We start from the raw sequence: 17,417 nt of genomic DNA on the forward strand, positions 1-17,417 counted from the left end.
CTGTCCTCGCCGCCGCAGGCAGCGTTTCACCATCTTGTTTTTCCCAAGGTTTTAAATAGATGAACGAAAAAATTCAGTCGGTCCTTAATTCTCTCCCACATAAACCTGGCATCTACCTGATGAAGGATGCTGAGGGGACGATCATCTATGTTGGTAAAGCAATCTCGCTTTTCAACCGGGTGAGATCCTATTTTCAGGAATCAACCGACCATAGTCCTAAAAATCGGAGTATGGTGGCAAAGATTGATGATATCGAGTTTCTGGTCGTCCAGAATGAGGTTGAGGCACTGGTTCTGGAAAGCAATTATATCAAGCAGAACCGCCCCAAATATAATGTACTGTTGCGGGATGATAAAAGCTATCCGTATATCAAGGTTGCCCTGACAGAGGATTTTCCACGGGTCTATCGGGTACGCAGCTTCCACCATGATGGCAACCGTTATTTTGGTCCTTATACAAATTCTGGCTCGGTTGATGCAACCCTGGATCTGTTAAATAAGTTGTTTGCGTTTCGTACCTGCCGCTATGATGGCAGTGCCTGGGCCCCACCGGAAAAGGGTGAACCACCGGCAAACTGGAAACTCAAACTTCTGTCACGCCCTTGCACACAATATTATATTCATCGCTGTACCGCTCCGTGCGTGGCCTATACGACGCGCGAGGAATATAACGCGATCATTAAACAGGTACTGCTCTTTCTTGAGGGGCGCCATGATGAAGTACTTAAAGACCTTCAGGCCCAGATGGAGAAGGCAGCGGAAGACTTGAATTTTGAAGAGGCGGCCAGATTACGCGACCGCATTCAAGCCGTCGAGCGGGTATCAGAAAAACAGCGCATTATTAATACCGAGGCACAGGATGATCAGGATGTGATCGCGCTGGCCAGTGAGGATGATGAAACATGCGCGCAGGTCTTTTTCTTCCGTGGCGGTAAGATGGTAGGACGGGAATATTTTATCTTGCAGGGTACCCGTGATTCCAGTGCGGGCGAGGTCATGGCTTCATTTATCCAGCAATTCTATCAGAGTTCCCCCCATGTTCCACCTGAAATTATGGTTGAAGTTGAGCCCGATGATCGCCTGATCCTGCAAACCTGGCTTAAAGAGAAACGTAAGGGAACCGCCAGCGCTAACGGCAGATCCGCAGTCACCATTACCACACCTCGCCGCGGCGACAAGGTCGAAGTGGTCAAAATGGTCAAACATAATGCCCAGCTTGTCCTTGAGCAGCAACGCATCAAATGGCTGACCGATACCCAGAAGACCCAGCTGGCACTGGAAGAGTTGCAGCAGGTCTTGAATTTAGCCACGGTACCACTACGCATCGAATGCTACGATATCTCAAATACCCAGGGCAGCGACTCGGTAGGAGCGATGGTAGTCTTTGAGGGTGGCCGACCAAAGAACAGCGAGTATCGCCGTTTTAAGATCAAACAGGTTGAGGGTCCTAATGACTATGCCAGTCACCAGGAAGTACTGCGCCGCCGCTTCCGCAAAGCCGCGACCAATACCTCTTCCCTGCCCAGCAAGCCAGATGATGATATCAGTACACCCATTGGAGAGACCATCGAAGAAATTATCCAGGATGGCGAACCCCAAACAACTGGAAAGTCCACAGAGACAACCCAACACGATTGGGCCATGCCGGATCTGGTAATTATTGATGGTGGTAAAGGACACCTCAATGCGGCTCTGCAAGTCATGCGCGAGTTAGACCTGGACATACCAACCATCGGCGTCGCCAAAGAAGAAGGTTCACATACCAAACTCAATACAGCCGAAGAAATTTATATTCCAGGCGCGAACGAACCCATTATCCTGCCACGCAACTCCCAGGGACTCTATCTCCTCCAGCGTATCCGGGACGAAGCACACCGCTTTGGTATTACCTATCATCGTAAGCTGCGTTCAAATCGCACCTTTAAATCCGTGCTTGATGAGATTCCCGGCATTGGTCCAAAACGGAAGCAGACACTCATGAAGCACTTTGGCTCCGTGCGTGCCATCAGTAACGCCAGCCTGGATGATCTCGCCGCCCTGGAAGGCATGACACGCGATGCCGCCGAAAAAGTCAAAGAGTATATTGGTCGCGTGGAATAAAGCAGACCAAAAAGCTTGTTTAAATCTATAGAAGTTACCTTTGTGAGACTGCTAGCAGTCTCACAAATTGATTGACAACCCGGCAATTTCACGGTACTATTAATCAATGGGACGGCCAAGCACGGTCGGCCTCTTTCTATGCAATAAATCAAATCAATTTCTTCATCACAAATACGGACAGCTAAAATGGGGATCGCATACAAAGATCACCGCCACCGTCCACAAGGGTGTTGATCGTGTATGGTGCGTTCAACACAATCTAAGAGGTAATTGGTATATGCCAACGTACGAGTATCTTTGTCAAACATGCAGCCACCGCTTCGAAACGTGGCAGAAAATGACCGATGAACCTTTGACAGTTTGCCCGGAGTGCGGCCAGCACATCCGCCGTGTACTCTTTCCTGCTGGCGTTGTATTCAAGGGTTCTGGTTTCTACAAAACCGACTATAGCAATGGAAAGACCCTTGCTCCATCCAACGGAGACACTCCAAAAACGGAAAGCGGCAGCGAGAGCAAACCGTCAACAGAGAGCAAATCTTCAGATAGCAGTTCCGGCACAACTACAAATAGTTCACCGTCAAACACAACATCTGCTACCAGCAAATAAAGATTTGAGGGAGAAACAATGGAAGAATCTGCAATCGCCGCCATTCAGCGCCAACAAATAGAGATTGCAATCGGTGAGCTACTCCTCACCTCCGATTTCTACATGCGCCAATCCACTGTTGAGCGCCTACGCCATTTAATCTCTCACGCCGATCATACACTGGACATCAACAAATTCAGTGAAATGGCCCAGGAAGAACTACGCGAACTCAATCTTCTACCTGCCAACTAACAAAAAGAAGCCACTCCATCGCAACATGGAGTGGCTTCTTTTTGTTAATCATCTCTTTTGCTTTTTAGTCAACTCCTGTTATTACCATTGTTATTATTACTATCAATGGCATTACTATTGCTATCATTGGTATTAGTATTGCTATCATTGGTATTAGTAGGTGGTGTCAGAAAATGTGCTTTGCACATTTTCTGACACCACCTACTAATACCACTCGGAGCACTTTAGTGCCCGAGTGCAGACACTACAAAAAGAGAAGCCCCCCCTCCACACACCTCCAAAAGTCAACAACACACATACCCAATTTTCCTATTCCATGGACATTCACGACCATATGCACGTCGTACGAGTGTATACTGGTATTACACAATCCCTAAGAATGGCTATGGTTATGCCAATTGCGAGGAGAGAGAGGTTATGCAGCTTCAAAGCGAAAAGACACAGGAACAGATAATTCAAGAGCTTCAACAGCAGGTAGATGATTTAAAGGCGGAAAATCTCCTCTTGCAAGATCAACTGACACATAAAGAACAGTCGACTGCGATGATCGCACACGATCTACGAGGACCTCTTTCACCAATCATTAATTACGCACAGATGATTTCTCGTCACGCCAACCTTTCCAAGAATGGCGACCAAATCACCCCACAACAAATGGGAAAAAAGCAGGTCGCCATCAAACGTAGCACCAACATCATTATCGGTCAGGCCCAACGCATGAGCCGCCTGGTCAATGATCTCTTGGACTCTTCACACCTTGCCTCAGGTAAGTTCTCGCTGGTCCGTGAAGACTGCGATATCATACAATTGGCTACCGAGATGGTGGAACAACTGCGTCCAGTTGCCCCCTACCATACCCTGACTATCATCAAGCCGGCGACACCAATTATTGGCCAGTGGGACAAAGGTCGCCTACAGCAGGCTCTGGGAAATCTGTTGGACAATGCCATCAAATATTCGGATGAGAAGACAACAATCACGGTGACCGTGGCAAAGACAGAGAAGGGCGTGCGCGTCAGTGTGCATAACCAGGGTGCCAGTATACCATCCGCAGAGATTGGTCAGCTTTTCAGACCATACACACGGCTGCCAGCGGCCAGTTCACGCCGTGGTTCGGGACTTGGCCTGTTTATCACCAAGTCGATTATTGAGGCCCATCAGGGTACCTTACAGCTTGAGCCTCATAATGAAGAAAATAGTGGCGAGGAAGCCCGGGGAACAACTTTCACCTTTGAGCTTCCTCTGAAATAACGTTAAGATGGGCTCAATGACAGCTCATCTTAACGAATTATAGCTACCCAGAAAGTCGTGCAGGGCTGTGACTGAACGTACGAGCAGGTCTGCACCCCGCTGACGATAGAGTTCAACCTCTTGCTCATGAACCACCATCGCCGCCAGCATGGCTGGCTCTTTAGCGGTCTTTGTAGCTTTATAACGTCGAACCAGATCAAAATCGTCGGCGGTATCTCCGATATACAATCCTCCTCTGGCCCCAACCTGATCAATGGCAAAACGGAGCGCAATCGGATCAGGCTTGGCATGAAGGTCCGCAGGCACAATAACATCCCACCAGCGTTGTCCGCTATAAGCTTCCATACGCTCAATGGCAATATCCACTTCGGCCCCCACTCGGCCAGTAATCATACCTAGATGGGCAATGCCATTACGACGCAGGTGCTCAAAGAAATCTGGTTCATAAAGCATTTTCTCGTTATGGACATACCCAGGTGCATCTGGCAGATAGCGCGGCTCTCGACCCAGGCGGTTGCGTAGCTCTCTGACACCCCAATAGCTCTCATTAAAGATATCCACAACTACATCATACGGGGTAAGCGCACTGGCGGGAAAGGTCTCTTCAACCCAGGTGCGACCACCTACACCATTCTGAGCCGCCTCATGGGCCAGTGTACCCCACTCCTCGGTACTACGACTGCCCAGCGCGCTGTCACGCCACTCACGTAGCCGTGACGTCGCCAGAGCAGCTAGAAGATAACACATGTCCCAATCACTATTAAAACCACCGGCTTGCTTAAAGACAGCGATATCAGCCTGCGTCACAGGAGCTTGCTGCCGATTACGATCCCATTCCAAACCATGAAGTGTTCCCACAATATATGTAGTTACAGCGATATTAGCCGCTCTAAAGGAAGCTACTGTCTCAATTAACACACCATCTACATCAAAGAGAAGGGTATCAAAAGGTCGGGGTAACACTAGATCCGGTCGCTGCCAGATTACCGGAGCACTCATCATCACATAGACCCTTTCAAAAAGAAGGCACTACTAGTCTACCAGCCATCATATGATGGGAAAGCGGGGATGCAAGCGAGCATGCCGGGGGCATGATCAAGCGGCGAGCCCCTTGCCTGGGGGTTCGGAGGCTGTGCCCCCGGCATCTCCCCCTCCCACCCGCGTAGCGGGCGCACACCCGATCAAACAAAGTTTGACAAAGTACTACTTACTAGTGCCAGATAGAGAATATACTTTTGTTATTGTATAACTTTTAGATTAAGGGAATACAAAATGCTAGGAGGAGAAGGGAACATACCAACAGTAAATATGGTGTAAAATCGTATACACAGCACACGATTTTACACCATATTTACTGTTGGTATGATAGATGATTTATACGACGCGGCTTAAGAAGTTGCGGGTACGTTCATTCTGGCTGTCACTAAAAATTTGTTCAGGTGTTCCCTGTTCAACAATCTGGGATTTATCCATAAAGACGACATGATCGGCCACGTCGCGGGCAAAACCCATTTCGTGGGTTACGGCGACCATGGTCATCCCTTCTTCAGCCAGTTGCCGCATAACTTTCAAGACCTCGCCAACCAGTTCGGGATCGAGGGCAGAGGTGGCTTCGTCAAACAGCATTAACTTGGGATTCATAGCCAGAGCACGTGCGATCGCAACGCGCTGTTGCTGTCCACCGGATAAGCGGTGTGGATACGATTGCTCTTTATCAGACATGCCAACTTTTTCTAGCAAGACACGTGCACGCGCGATAACTTCATCTTTAGGCTGGCGCAAGACCTGGATAGGCGCTTCGATGATGTTTTCCAGTGCCGTCTTATGGGCAAACAGGTTAAAGCGTTGGAAGACAAAACCAATCTGCGAACGCATACGGGCAATATTTGCCTCACTATCCTCAACGAGTCGGCCATCCTGTTCACGATAACCAACCAGTTGCCCATCAATGTAAATTCGGCCATCATCAATCTTTTCCAGATGATTGAGACAACGTAGAAGTGTCGTCTTACCAGAACCACTCGGACCAATCACAACGACCGCCTGGCCGCGCTTCACACTGAAATCAACACCATTTAACACAATATTATCGCCAAAACGCTTGACCAGTTTCTCGGTACGCACCATCTCTACGTCCTGGCTTTCCTGAGGGTCATTCATGTTTACATCATTATTCATTGGCCGTATGTACCTCCTCACTCTTATCTGGCTGTCTGCGCACCTATACCTGTCAGACGTTTCATGGTACTTTTCTCTTGCGCGGCGGCTATCGCCACATTAGCCCGATCCGGATCAAAGCGCTGCTCGATCCAGCGCTGCACAAATTCCCAGATGGTTGTTAATATAAGATAATAGACGGTGGCAACAATCAAGAGTTCAAACGTAATAAATGTCTGAGAGCCAAAGACCTGTGCGGTCCCGGTTAATTCTTGCACACCAATTACAGAGGCAATCGAGGTGGTCTTGAGCATATTATTGAATTCGTTGCCCAGTGGAGGAATAATCACACGCATGGCTTGAGGAATCACAATACGGCGCATAGCTGTGTTGTAGCGCATACCCAGCGCCTTGGCCGCTTCCATCTGGCCTGGATCGACCGATCCCAATGCAGCACGAATGATTTCAGACATGTAGGCCCCTTCGTTCAACGAAAAGGCAATCAGAATACAGGCCCAGGCTGGCAACAGTGCTTGTGGGAAAATCTTTGGCAGACCTGCCCATAGCAACAAGACCTGTACCAACAAAGGACTACCGCGAAAGAACCAGAGATAGGCACGGGCTGGCCACACCAGAAATGCATATTTCGATGTGCGCATCAGCGCGAGAATAAAGCCCAACACAATTCCTATTGCTTGCGCCACCACAGAGATCCATAACGTGATCCATGCGGCCTGCAAGAAATAGAAGTTGGGATCTTGAAAAAGGTAATACCATACTTGGTCCCAACGAAACATGGCAATCCTCCAAATAAAACTATGTGCTCCTTACCTCTGCTTTTTTACAGAGGTGAGGAGCAACAAATGATAATAAGATGATCAGCGGAACCTTTACCCGCATATATCTTAAGCGAGGGATTCTTGCCGCTTGATATATGCAGCCTTTTGCTGATCAGAGAAGCCCCAACTTTTGAAGAGATTATTGTAGGTGCCGTCACTTTTTACTGCCTCAAATGCTTTTTGCACTGCAGTTAGCATCGAGGTATCGCCTTTGCGAACGGTGATTCCGTAAGGTGCCGCATTCACTACTGACCCACCAACCTCGAATTGGCCTGGATTGATTTTATTGTAGTAGTCGGTAACTGGCGAGTCCTGGTAGGTTGCTTCGACTCGTCCATTTGCAAGCAATTGTACCACATCTGTTTGTGACTGCAATACAGTCTGCTTGATATCAGGCTTGCCAGCCTTCTTGCAGTCCTTGGTAGCGGCATCCAGATCGTCTTTCTCCACGGTACCTGTCTGCACACCAATATTGAGGCCACAGAGGTCCGTCACAGATTTCAATTTCTTGGGATTGCCTTTGGGAACCAGCAGTGATTCACCTGCATTAAAATAGGGAACAAAATCAAAGGCGGCTTTGCGCTTGTCATTGATAGTGACGGAGGAGATCACTACATCAAAGCGCTTATTGTTCAGATCATCAAAAATGGTATCAAAACTTGTTTTCTGAATGACCACATTCAGTCCCATGCGCTGCCCCATGGCTTGAATCAATTGGACATCGAAGCCAGTATACTTATTAGTTTTGGTATCAAGGAACTCCATTGGCGTATAGGTGGTATCGCTACCAACGGTCAACGTGCCCGCTTTGATCAATGAGGTTGGTGCGGTGACGTTTGGCTTTGCGGCAGGAGTACTGGCAGTAGGAGCAGGAGCGCTACCAGTATCAGCGTTTCCACAAGCAGCCAGCAATAAAGAAAAAAATGAGGCCAGCAGCAATCCGAGCAAGGGTAGGCGTTTGGTCTGAAGACGAGTAGGAGATGGCATCAAAATTGAACCTCCATGTGATCCATAAATAGTCTGTTCGTGCTGAAAATACAAGGGAATCCGGGCAATTTCAACCATTCAACTATGGATCTCGTAGCAACACTGCTTTTCCAGAGAAGACAAGAGCACGTTCTCCGTCCAGGGCGAGAAACCCAGCCAATCGGCTGAAGAGATGCTTATTATGTAAAGTACGTTCAATCCTACCCGTATCTCACAAGAAGCAGATTTTTATACAGAGTAGCGCTGAAAGCTGGAGTGAACTGGAGGTTGGCGGCATCGACAGAAATCTGTCTAGCTGCTGGCAATGCCGCCCGCTTAAGCGTTATCAGACGGGACTAGATTTTTTCGTCATCCGGGAAGCCGTATTTCTCAAAAAGCTTGTTATAGGATCCGTCATCCTTCATGGCTTGCAAGGCCTTTTTGACGGCATTCAACATTTCGCTATCACCCTTGCGGAAAACCAGTCCGCTGGGGCCAGCATCAATGGTTGGACCAGCCTGCTCAAATTGACCATTGCTAAGCTTGTTGTAATAGCCAGCAGAGAGCGAACCCAGATATATTACATCGGCACGATTGTTTGTTAGTAACTGAATAACATCGGTGGCAGACTTCAAAGGTATCTGCTTCACTTCTGGCTTACCGGCGGCTTTACAGGCATCGTTACGTTTACTAAGATCCTTGATCTGCGAAGTACCCGTTTGCACACCCACGGTCAAACCACAAAGACCATCAACCCCTTTAATGCCTTTAGGATTGCCTTTGGCAACGAGAAGAGCTGAACCAGCTTGCATATAAGGAACAAAGTCATATTTGGCTTTGCGCTCTTCGCTGATATAGACACTGGCATTCACCATGTCAAAGCGTTTGTTGTCCAGATCGTTAAAAATAGTGTCAAATCCGGTCTTCTGGATGCTCAGTTTGAGTCCCATATGGTTTGCCAGTTCGGTGCTTAGATCAATATCAAAACCAGAATAACTGTTGGTCTTCTGATCAATGTATTCCATCGGGAAATAGGTAGGATCAGTTCCAACTGTAAAGGTGCCTGCAGTCATCAGATTTTTAGGGGCTGGCACACTGGCTTTGGCAGGTGTACTACCTGGCGTATTGGTCGTGGTGGTATCTCCCCCACAGGCAGAGAGCAGTAAAGAGAGCGCAGTCAGGCTCATCAATAGCAGTAGCGCAAACCGTTTTTTAAACAAAGGCGTAACTGGCATCAAGAACATACCTTTCACAATAACTATAATATATCCAATCGTTGAACTGAAAATAGGATAACATATTATTGATAGATATGGATATTGCCTTGCCGCTCTCTGCGACTATGCTGCTGGCAGATATAAGCTCAGCGCCCCATTTAACGCCATGTGCAAGCATTCCACATACCAACTCTTTTGAGGAGGAAAATGGGGAGGCGGTCGCGACCGCCTCCCCATTTTCCTCCTCAAAAACATGCCAGCTCTGTAGATGCAAGATATGAAGTATAATACTTGTATATGACATTATTTAGAGGAATCTGCAAATAAATCTATTAAGATGGATGCTGCGTCATAGTGATCTCAATTTCTGGAAACAGATGCTGTTCATCGAGCACATGGATCATATTCCATCCTTCTTGCTGCACATCTTGCATAGCTTGCTGCATCAAATTAAGATGATATTTAATTACCTGTTCCCCTACCACACGTCCACGTGCTTGATGCTGATCATATTGAAGACAGGTTTCCAGAGAAATATTAAACATAAAGAGGCAGGTAAAATAGTTATGTCGCGTGGCTAGATCCAGTAGCCGTTGGCGCGCATCGGCCTGCAATGCGGTGCTATCCGCAATCGTTAAACGTCCATGGAACAGACGTTTATGAATTATATAATGAAAAAGATCAAATGTATCTTTATTAACCTGTTGATTTGTCTCGTCATCACATATAATCGCCCGGCAATAGTCAGATGACACGATTGCAGTAGCACGATATCCTTGTTGCTTATGTCGTTCAATAAAAGTACGGGCAAACGTACTTTTTCCGGCACCGGCGGGCCCACATAACACGACTAAAGTCCGTTCGGGCAAGGGGATGCGTTGAACCTCATGCGCTAAAACGTTCTCCATGTATCTTACTCCTTTGCCTCTCACAATTTCAATAAAAAGATACTATAATGTCTCTGTCGTCTGATCATTGTGAGCTCAATAAAGTATCTTCCTTCCATACTATATAACTTGAACATTAAAAAAATCTCGTAGCTATTCAGCAGGTTTATTCCTCCGACATCAATCAAACTTTTCTTGTGAGGTTGCGGAAAATAATAAGTCATCCTGCACTTTTTCAAAAGTTCTTAAAACCGGGGTGCGGGGTGTCCCCGCCCCCCCCTTTTTCTCTTTTTGCGCGCCGCCTGTGGCGGCGCGAGAGGGAGAAAGAACGAGCGGGGACACCCCGCACCCCGGCAGGAGGGCTAGCCGCCCTCCTGCACCTCCCGCATTGGAAGAGCGGAACCCATTTTCAGATTTTCCAAAAATCTGGGATCACCCATTATTTTCCGCAACCTCACCTATCAGTTTTTTATAGATAGATTTTGCTTTATCAGATGGGTATTTACAATGAAGCTATGCCGACTTTTCCGGATCGTTACGCCTGTGACAGTAGCTGAGCTTTTCTGAGCCCGAGGAGGTGGTGGTAGAGATTACGCACCTCCTCGGGCTCAGAAAAGTTGGAATGAGTTGGCAAACATTTTGTATCATACACATTAAAGGGATGAGTTGGCGATTTGTAGTGCGTTCAATATGGGATGCGTTGGTGTTCAGTTTTAGGTGTAATCTGGAAGCTTTTATGTATAGTGGTTCCTTGTATAAGGGGTTGTTTACATGAGACTTTTTTCGCAACGATCGTTTGCTCTGTCTGGTCGTAGTATGTCTGGAGTACTTTATATCAGTTTGCTAGGCCTGCTTGTTGGTGGGCAAGGCTGGCTCTATGAAGTACATACGGCTGGCGCGACGGGAGTTCAACAGTATAATGAGTTCTGGTCACAACAAAGTGGTCGAGATTTTCAAGGCTGGCAGCAAGATGAGGTAGTGGCTGAAGATGAGGGCATACATGCTGATGTCCAGTTGTCTGGAACTAAAAGGATAAGTTGTCATAGTCGAGATATTGATGGTGGTCAGGTGAGCTATGCGAAACAGGTGGGCCTCTGCCAGGGCAGGGATCCCTATCCTGCGAGGAGCTATGAACGGGGGCGTAACTATTATAATGGCGGGACATTTTACTTTGGCATATTAACATCACCAATTCATATGTTACAAAAGCCTTTTACTGCGCTGGTCGCCTCCTGGAACGCGCTCACACCATCTGGCACGTGGCTGGAGTTTCATGTACGGGTACTGGAAGGTGCTCGCTGGACGCATTGGTATAATCTACCGATCTGGGCCAGTGATAGCAGTACAATTACACGTCATAGTATCGAGGTACCCGGGGATAGTATGGGTGTGGTTGATACAGATACATTTCTAACCGGGAAAACAGCGGCGCATGCCTATCAAATAGCGGTAACCCTCTTTACCACTTCAGCCAGTATTAGTCCACATCTTAAGCGCGTAAACGTGATTGCTTCATATGATACGAATGCTCAAACAACGCCATTTGTGCCACCACTGAAAGCGGCCTGGGGCGTCAATTTAGCGGTACCACAGCGCTCACAGATGCTCGCCGCTTATAGAAACCTGGGCTTCGGCGGCGGCGGCGAAGCCTGGTGCAGTCCAACTTCCACCAGTATGATCATGGCCTATTGGTCAAAGCAACTCAATCAACCCTCGCTCCTGCAATCGGTGCCTGAGGTGGCCAGCCATACCTATGATTATACGTACGATGGTGCCGGCAATTGGCCAATGAATACAGCCTATGCGGGCAGCTATAATTTGAAGAGCTTTGTGACCAGGATGTATTCGCTTAGCCAACTTGAAAGCTGGATCCTCGCCGGCGTTCCTATCGCAGCCAGTGTGGCGTATCGACCTGGAGCCTTACCTGGTTCACCTATTGCCAGTTCACCAGGACACTTGCTGGTTGTGCGTGGCTTTACAGAACATGGCGATGTGGTCACAAATGATCCTGCGGCCGCCTCGGATGAGCAGGTACAAATCATTTATCCACGTGCGCGTTTCGAGACGGTCTGGCTGAATGCCTCACATGGGACCGTTTACGTTATCTATCCCGAGAAGTGGCTGACACCCATGCTCAATCGTTTAAATTCCTGGTAAGCATGATTCGCATGGATGGATGATTGGGGAGAAAACCACACTTATACGCAACAATTATACGTGAAAACCGTTGTGCAAGGTTCCTTGCGCTAAAGCTATGGCAGCTTTTCTCATCCCATTCTCATACCCTTGCAACGGCAGCAGCAATATGTGCCTTAAAACAAATGCAGAACATGTGGAACCGCTTCATTACTGTAGACATCCTGCTATGGAAATTGATATACTACCCTGTGGACAGCGCTCAAATGATTACGCTCCAGGAATATATTTTTTTCCAGCCAGATACCCGTTTGGACGCATTATTGCTGAGATGTAGAGAGTTAAGAATTACAGCGAACCCATTGCACATATTATATGTGGAATGTTGCCAGGTAACCACATTCCATTCATCATAAAACCTTTATCGAGGAGGATGCTGTGTCTGTTGATACGACCCTAACCGGGACCGAAATACGTGCGCGTTTCCTGGATTTTTATGCCAGCCAGGGCCACGTGAAAATGCCTAGTTCATCTCTCGTGCCGCATAATGACCCCACAGTATTGTTGACCACCGCTGGTATGCAGCAGATGATCCCTTACTTCCTGGGTCGTGAGACACCTCCTGCGGTACGCATGACTTCTTCTCAGAAGTGTTTCCGCACGACAGATATTGATAAAGTAGGGAATCAGCGTACGCTGACCTTCTTTGAGATGCTGGGAAACTTTTCAGTTGGAGATTATTTTAAACGCGAGGCGATCACTTATGCCTGGGAGTTTCTGACGAAAGTGTTGCATCTGCCCGCTGATCGGCTGCATCCTACGGTGCACCCTGAAGACGATGAGGCACCTCAACTCTGGCAGGAGATCGCTGGCTATGCCGATGAAGCCATTGTACGCCTGGATGAAAACTGGTGGGGACCTCCGGGAGCGTCTGGCCCTTGTGGTCCTGATTCTGAAATCTATTATGATCGCGGCGTTGCCTATGGCTGTGGTCAGGCGGATTGTAAGCCGGGCTGTGAGTGTGAGCGCTTCCTGGAGATCTGGAATCTGGTCTTCATGCAATTCTATCAGGACCTGGATGGAAGCCGGACGCCATTGCCACGCCGCAATATCGATACCGGCATGGGACTGGAGCGGCTGACCATGGTGCTACAGGGCAAGGAGTCGGTTTTCGATACCGATCTGCTACGCACCATTATTGATCGCTTTGCAACCATCACTGAGACCCCCTATGGACGGGATGCTAAAAGTGATACCTCTTTACGGGTAATCGCGGACCATGGCCGCTCGCTGGTCTTTCTGGCCGCCGATGGGGTTCTCCCTAGTAATGAGGGTCGCGGCTATATTTTCCGCCGCATCCTGCGCCGCGCGGTACGCCATGGCAAACTACTGGGTCTGGATAAACCGTTCCTGGCTGAGGCTGCTAATACCGTCATCGATCTGATGGGCGATTATTACACCGAATTGAAAACACAGCGTGAGCGCATCATTGAGGTACTGAGTCTGGAAGAGAAAAAGTTCAGCCAGACACTGAATACAGGACTAAGCCTGCTCAATGATCTCTTACAGGATCTGAAACAACGCCAGCAAAGCACCATTCCCGGTGAAGAGGTTTTCCGGCTGTATGATACGCATGGCTTTCCAGTCGAGTTAACCCAGGAGATCGCCGCTGAGCAGGGCTTTAGCATCGATGCCTCTGGCTTTGAGCAATCAATGCAACGCCAGCAGGAACGTAGCCGCGCTGGTGCCAGTAATACGTTTGCCCAGGCCCAGGATGATCGCGCTCTGACCGAGATCTTACAACGTCATGGTACGACTGAATTTCTTGGCTACGATGGACTGGTTGGTAGTAGCAAAGTTATCGCGCTCGTCGTCAATGGCGAAGAGGTCAGCGCTATTAGCGCTCCCCAACGTGCCCTGGTAATTCTGGATAAAACACCATTCTACGCGGAAAGTGGTGGTCAGATTGGTGACCATGGCGATCTCAGTAGTCCAATGGGCAATTTCCAGGTCCAGGATACGCGACGTCCACTGAAAGGGCTGATCGTCCATTATGGTGAGTTAACCGAAGGCCATCTACGCGTTGGAGACACGGTACAGGCCGATGTGATCGAGCAGCGCCGTGCAGATACGATGCGCAATCACAGCGCCACCCACCTGCTCCATAAAGCGTTACGCGACTTACTGGGACCACAGGTACAGCAGCGTGGCTCACTGGTTGAACCTGAGCGCTTGCGCTTTGACTTCACCAGCCCACGTCCTTTGACCAGCGCCGATCTTTCCCATATTGATGGGCAGATCAATGAATGGATTCGCGCAAATTATCCGGTACAGACCAAAATCATGCCGATCCATGATGCCATGGATACTGGCGCCATGGCACTGTTCGGTGAGAAATATGACGATATAGTGCGCGTGGTCTCGATGGGTAGCAGTATTGAGCTCTGCGGTGGTACCCACTGTGCTACCACTGGCCAGATCGGCAGCTATATCACAGTACAGGAGACCAGTATCGCCGCTGGCATTCGCCGTATTGAGGCCCTGACAGGTCGGGCAGCCGATGCTTATCTGCGCCAGCGCCGCGAGACGGTAGAGCGCATCGCCTCGCTCCTCCAGGTTCAAACAGATCAGGTTGAGACCCGCGTGGAACAGATCTTACAGGATCTGACGGCCGCCCGCAGACAAATTACCCATTACCAGCGCAATGAGGCTCAAGCACAGGCACTCAGCCTGATCCAGCAAGCACAGGATATCGCGGGTATTCCGGTCATCGCGGCTACGGTGAGCGCACCCGATGCAAAGGTCCTGCGTGATATGGGTGAAATGTTACGCGACAAAGTTCCGCAGGGAGTCGTCGTCCTGGCTAGCGATCTGGGTGAGCGTATCGCCCTGCAGGTGAATATCGATCCAGCACTAACCAAACGTGGCCTCAACGCTGGCAAGCTTGCCGGTGCCGTTGGAGAGCGATTGGGAGGAAAAGGTGGTGGTCGTCCGGACTCTGCGCAGGGTGGCGGTAAGGACAAAACGGCTATTGAGCCAGCTCTGGAACTTGCAAAAGCCTTCGTGCGTGATAATCTCAAGTAGGCTTGTTGCTACATGGAGGTGATGACACCACCATCACCTCCACTCTCTCCCGCGGGTGAGATGGGGCTCTTAAGGCTTTTTAAACATATTATAGAGACATTTTTACCTGACATACGACAAGATCAGGGGTTTATCCGTTACACAGTCATTGGGCAGTATGTATTTTGATGACTGGCACTCTACCTCTCTCATTGCAATTATTATGAACAGAAAAGCCAGGACTTGACTGGCATAGATAGGATTTTCCGATGCTGGCACAATACAAAGCAATACAAAGTAGAGTGCAACTACCAGGAGAAGAAAGTGCCTGCTAGTGTAAAGTCAGTTTTGCTAATAAAGCCATTTTTGTGCTATAAAATAAACGAATGCCTTAGATCGCCCAACACACGAGGAAGCTGCTCAAGCAGAGCTGGCAGCAAGTGGAGCAATAATTTTGGGATGGATACATGAAAAATCTCTTGCAACGTCTGCGTGACATGTTTTCGGGGTCACGGGCAGATGACTATGCAGACCTGGAACAAGATTATGCATATGATGAAGAAGAATACGACGATGAAGATCCAGGTGACATAGATGGCCAGCGTCAGCTCTTTACAGCACTCGATATTGGTACCGCTTTCGCTAAAGCTATGATCGTTGAGGTAAGCGGAGATCATGCGGAAGTGCTGGGTGTTGGGCGTCACCCGCAGAGCTACGCACATATGTCTGATGGCATTGTCACTGATATTCCCGGTGTGATCGCCAATTGTAATGAGGCCTTGCTCAAGGCGGAACAGGCAGCCGGTGGTGTGATTGCACCATCGGCAGTTATTGGTATTGCCGGTGAGCTGGTCAAGGGTAGTTCAACCACGGTCAGTAAACAACGGGCCCAGCCTACCAAACAGATTACGGCTGAAGAATTGGAATCCTTGATTACGGCCGCTCAGGAGCGGCTACTCAAGATGGCCAAGGAACGGATCGCGGCTGAGACTGGCTATGGCAATATCGATGTCCGCTTAACCAATGCAGCTGTAATTTCAGTGCGCATTGATGGACAGCTGGTGACAAATCCAATCGGTTTCCGGGGGCGCCATTTTGCCCTGACACTCTTTAGTGCCTTTGCACCCTTAACCCAGCTGGGGGCCATCGAGACGGTGGCTCAGGGCCTCGATCTAACCCTGGTGACGATTGTCGCTGAACCCTACGCCCTGGCTCGCTGTCTCAGTAGTAATGCCAGTGCCGATAGCGGCGCTATCTTCATCGATGTCGGCGGTGGTACCACTGACATCGCCCTGGTACGCCAGGGCGGTATTGAAGAGACACGCGTCTTCGCACTGGGTGGTCGCGCTTTTACCCGGCGTATTGCCACCAGTAAGGGTATTCCTATTAAAGAAGCAGAACGACTCAAAATCAGTTATAGTAATGGAGAACTCAACGGTAGCAGCCAGGATGAGATCCAGGCGATTCTGGCGCCAGAATGCCAGACCTGGATGGATAGTGTCGAGTTGCTGATCGAGGAGCTCTCTAAAGGTGAGTTGCTACCACCCGCCATCTATATCGTCGGCGGTGGATCAGCTCTGATCGACCTGCACCAGCGCCTGGAGGCCTTTCCCTGGACTGAGCGCTTGCCTTTCTCGCGGCAGCCGATTATTCGTGCGGTCCAACCAGAAATGGTGGGCAGTATTCTGGATAGTGAAGGGATGCTGGTAAGTGGACAGGATATTACACCAATGGCTCTGGCTTATCAGGCCGTTGAGCTAAATAATGATAACAATGTGCTGGAGCGGGCACTGGATCGTGTAATTAACGCGATGCATATCTAGCGCTCTCATGTGCAAAATATCCGGAGCACTCTGTGCAGTGCTCCTCATTATTGTCACTATGCATTAAACGAGGGTAGCCTGAACTTACGTTTTGCGGCCTGACAGGCTCTCAACACGCACAATTGTCTGTCAGTCTGCAAA

General features: G+C 49.0%; 13 protein-coding genes. 7 read left to right on the forward strand and 6 right to left on the reverse strand.

Features of this window, described 5'->3' with window-relative positions; all coding sequences use genetic code 11:
• Positions 1–59 precede the first annotated feature (59 nt).
• The 4 genes from uvrC to EL633_RS07115 all read left to right on the forward strand — a co-directional run bounded on the left by uvrC (position 60) and on the right by EL633_RS07115 (position 4,188).
• Complete coding sequence (gene uvrC / locus EL633_RS07100) at positions 60–2,099, forward strand: excinuclease ABC subunit UvrC (protein WP_126626516.1); 2,040 nt, start codon at positions 60–62, stop codon at positions 2,097–2,099.
• Positions 2,100–2,376: 277 nt separating this feature from the next.
• Positions 2,377–2,706: an FmdB family zinc ribbon protein gene (locus EL633_RS07105; RefSeq protein ID WP_126626517.1), complete on the forward strand. Its 330-nt coding sequence runs from the start codon at positions 2,377–2,379 to the stop codon at positions 2,704–2,706.
• 18 nt (positions 2,707–2,724) lie between these two features.
• Positions 2,725–2,937, forward strand: a complete 213-nt coding sequence (locus EL633_RS07110) for a hypothetical protein (protein ID WP_126626518.1) — start codon at positions 2,725–2,727, stop codon at positions 2,935–2,937.
• A 417-nt stretch (positions 2,938–3,354) separates the two neighbouring features.
• Positions 3,355–4,188 carry a sensor histidine kinase gene (locus tag EL633_RS07115; protein WP_126626519.1) on the forward strand — a complete coding sequence of 278 codons (834 nt, stop codon included), beginning with the start codon at positions 3,355–3,357 and terminating at the stop codon, positions 4,186–4,188.
• A gap of 24 nt (positions 4,189–4,212) precedes the next feature.
• On the opposite strand, the gene EL633_RS07120 is transcribed toward EL633_RS07115, so the two are convergent.
• From EL633_RS07120 to EL633_RS07145, 6 genes are all read right to left on the reverse strand, one after another.
• Positions 4,213–5,190 (reverse strand): HAD family hydrolase, encoded by a 978-nt coding sequence (locus EL633_RS07120; protein ID WP_126626520.1) that lies wholly within the window; start codon positions 5,188–5,190, stop codon positions 4,213–4,215.
• A gap of 372 nt (positions 5,191–5,562) precedes the next feature.
• The gene (locus EL633_RS07125) at positions 5,563–6,366 is read right to left on the reverse strand and encodes an amino acid ABC transporter ATP-binding protein (protein ID WP_307720615.1); all 804 of its coding nucleotides are present in this window, start codon (positions 6,364–6,366) and stop codon (positions 5,563–5,565) included.
• A gap of 23 nt (positions 6,367–6,389) precedes the next feature.
• Positions 6,390–7,142 (reverse strand): amino acid ABC transporter permease, encoded by a 753-nt coding sequence (locus EL633_RS07130; RefSeq protein ID WP_126626521.1) that lies wholly within the window; start codon positions 7,140–7,142, stop codon positions 6,390–6,392.
• A 108-nt stretch (positions 7,143–7,250) separates the two neighbouring features.
• Positions 7,251–8,171 (reverse strand): ABC transporter substrate-binding protein, encoded by a 921-nt coding sequence (locus EL633_RS07135; RefSeq protein ID WP_126626522.1) that lies wholly within the window; start codon positions 8,169–8,171, stop codon positions 7,251–7,253.
• Positions 8,172–8,506: 335 nt separating this feature from the next.
• Complete coding sequence (locus tag EL633_RS07140) at positions 8,507–9,385, reverse strand: ABC transporter substrate-binding protein (protein ID WP_246039097.1); 879 nt, start codon at positions 9,383–9,385, stop codon at positions 8,507–8,509.
• Between the two features lie 314 nt (positions 9,386–9,699).
• Entirely contained in the window at positions 9,700–10,275 is a 576-nt protein-coding gene (locus EL633_RS07145; RefSeq protein ID WP_126626524.1) for an AAA family ATPase, read from the reverse strand.
• 750 nt (positions 10,276–11,025) lie between these two features.
• Here EL633_RS07145 and EL633_RS07150 point away from each other — a divergent pair.
• The 3 genes from EL633_RS07150 (at position 11,026) to EL633_RS07160 (ending at position 17,276) form a co-directional block, all read left to right on the forward strand.
• Positions 11,026–12,411, forward strand: a complete 1,386-nt coding sequence (locus EL633_RS07150) for a C39 family peptidase (protein WP_126626525.1) — start codon at positions 11,026–11,028, stop codon at positions 12,409–12,411.
• 417 nt (positions 12,412–12,828) lie between these two features.
• A complete protein-coding gene (alaS, locus tag EL633_RS07155) occupies positions 12,829–15,474 on the forward strand; it encodes an alanine--tRNA ligase (protein ID WP_126626526.1) in 2,646 nt (881 codons plus the stop codon).
• Positions 15,475–15,920: 446 nt separating this feature from the next.
• Positions 15,921–17,276 carry a cell division FtsA domain-containing protein gene (locus tag EL633_RS07160; RefSeq protein ID WP_126626527.1) on the forward strand — a complete coding sequence of 452 codons (1,356 nt, stop codon included), beginning with the start codon at positions 15,921–15,923 and terminating at the stop codon, positions 17,274–17,276.
• Positions 17,277–17,417 lie beyond the last annotated feature (141 nt).

Origin of the sequence: Dictyobacter alpinus (genome assembly GCF_003967575.1) — a bacterium.
Classification (GTDB): Bacteria; Chloroflexota; Ktedonobacteria; order Ktedonobacterales; family Ktedonobacteraceae; genus Dictyobacter; species Dictyobacter alpinus.

Coding starts and splice junctions, on each gene's coding strand:
- uvrC (WP_126626516.1), top strand. CDS start 60: ATGAACGAAAAAATTCAGTCGGTCCTTAATTCTCTCCCACATAAACCT.
- EL633_RS07105 (WP_126626517.1), top strand. CDS start 2,377: ATGCCAACGTACGAGTATCTTTGTCAAACATGCAGCCACCGCTTCGAA.
- EL633_RS07110 (WP_126626518.1), top strand. CDS start 2,725: ATGGAAGAATCTGCAATCGCCGCCATTCAGCGCCAACAAATAGAGATT.
- EL633_RS07115 (WP_126626519.1), top strand. CDS start 3,355: ATGCAGCTTCAAAGCGAAAAGACACAGGAACAGATAATTCAAGAGCTT.
- EL633_RS07120 (WP_126626520.1), bottom strand. CDS start 5,190: ATGATGAGTGCTCCGGTAATCTGGCAGCGACCGGATCTAGTGTTACCC.
- EL633_RS07125 (WP_307720615.1), bottom strand. CDS start 6,366: ATGAATAATGATGTAAACATGAATGACCCTCAGGAAAGCCAGGACGTA.
- EL633_RS07130 (WP_126626521.1), bottom strand. CDS start 7,142: ATGTTTCGTTGGGACCAAGTATGGTATTACCTTTTTCAAGATCCCAAC.
- EL633_RS07135 (WP_126626522.1), bottom strand. CDS start 8,171: ATGCCATCTCCTACTCGTCTTCAGACCAAACGCCTACCCTTGCTCGGA.
- EL633_RS07140 (WP_246039097.1), bottom strand. CDS start 9,385: ATGCCAGTTACGCCTTTGTTTAAAAAACGGTTTGCGCTACTGCTATTG.
- EL633_RS07145 (WP_126626524.1), bottom strand. CDS start 10,275: ATGGAGAACGTTTTAGCGCATGAGGTTCAACGCATCCCCTTGCCCGAA.
- EL633_RS07150 (WP_126626525.1), top strand. CDS start 11,026: ATGAGACTTTTTTCGCAACGATCGTTTGCTCTGTCTGGTCGTAGTATG.
- EL633_RS07160 (WP_126626527.1), top strand. CDS start 15,921: ATGAAAAATCTCTTGCAACGTCTGCGTGACATGTTTTCGGGGTCACGG.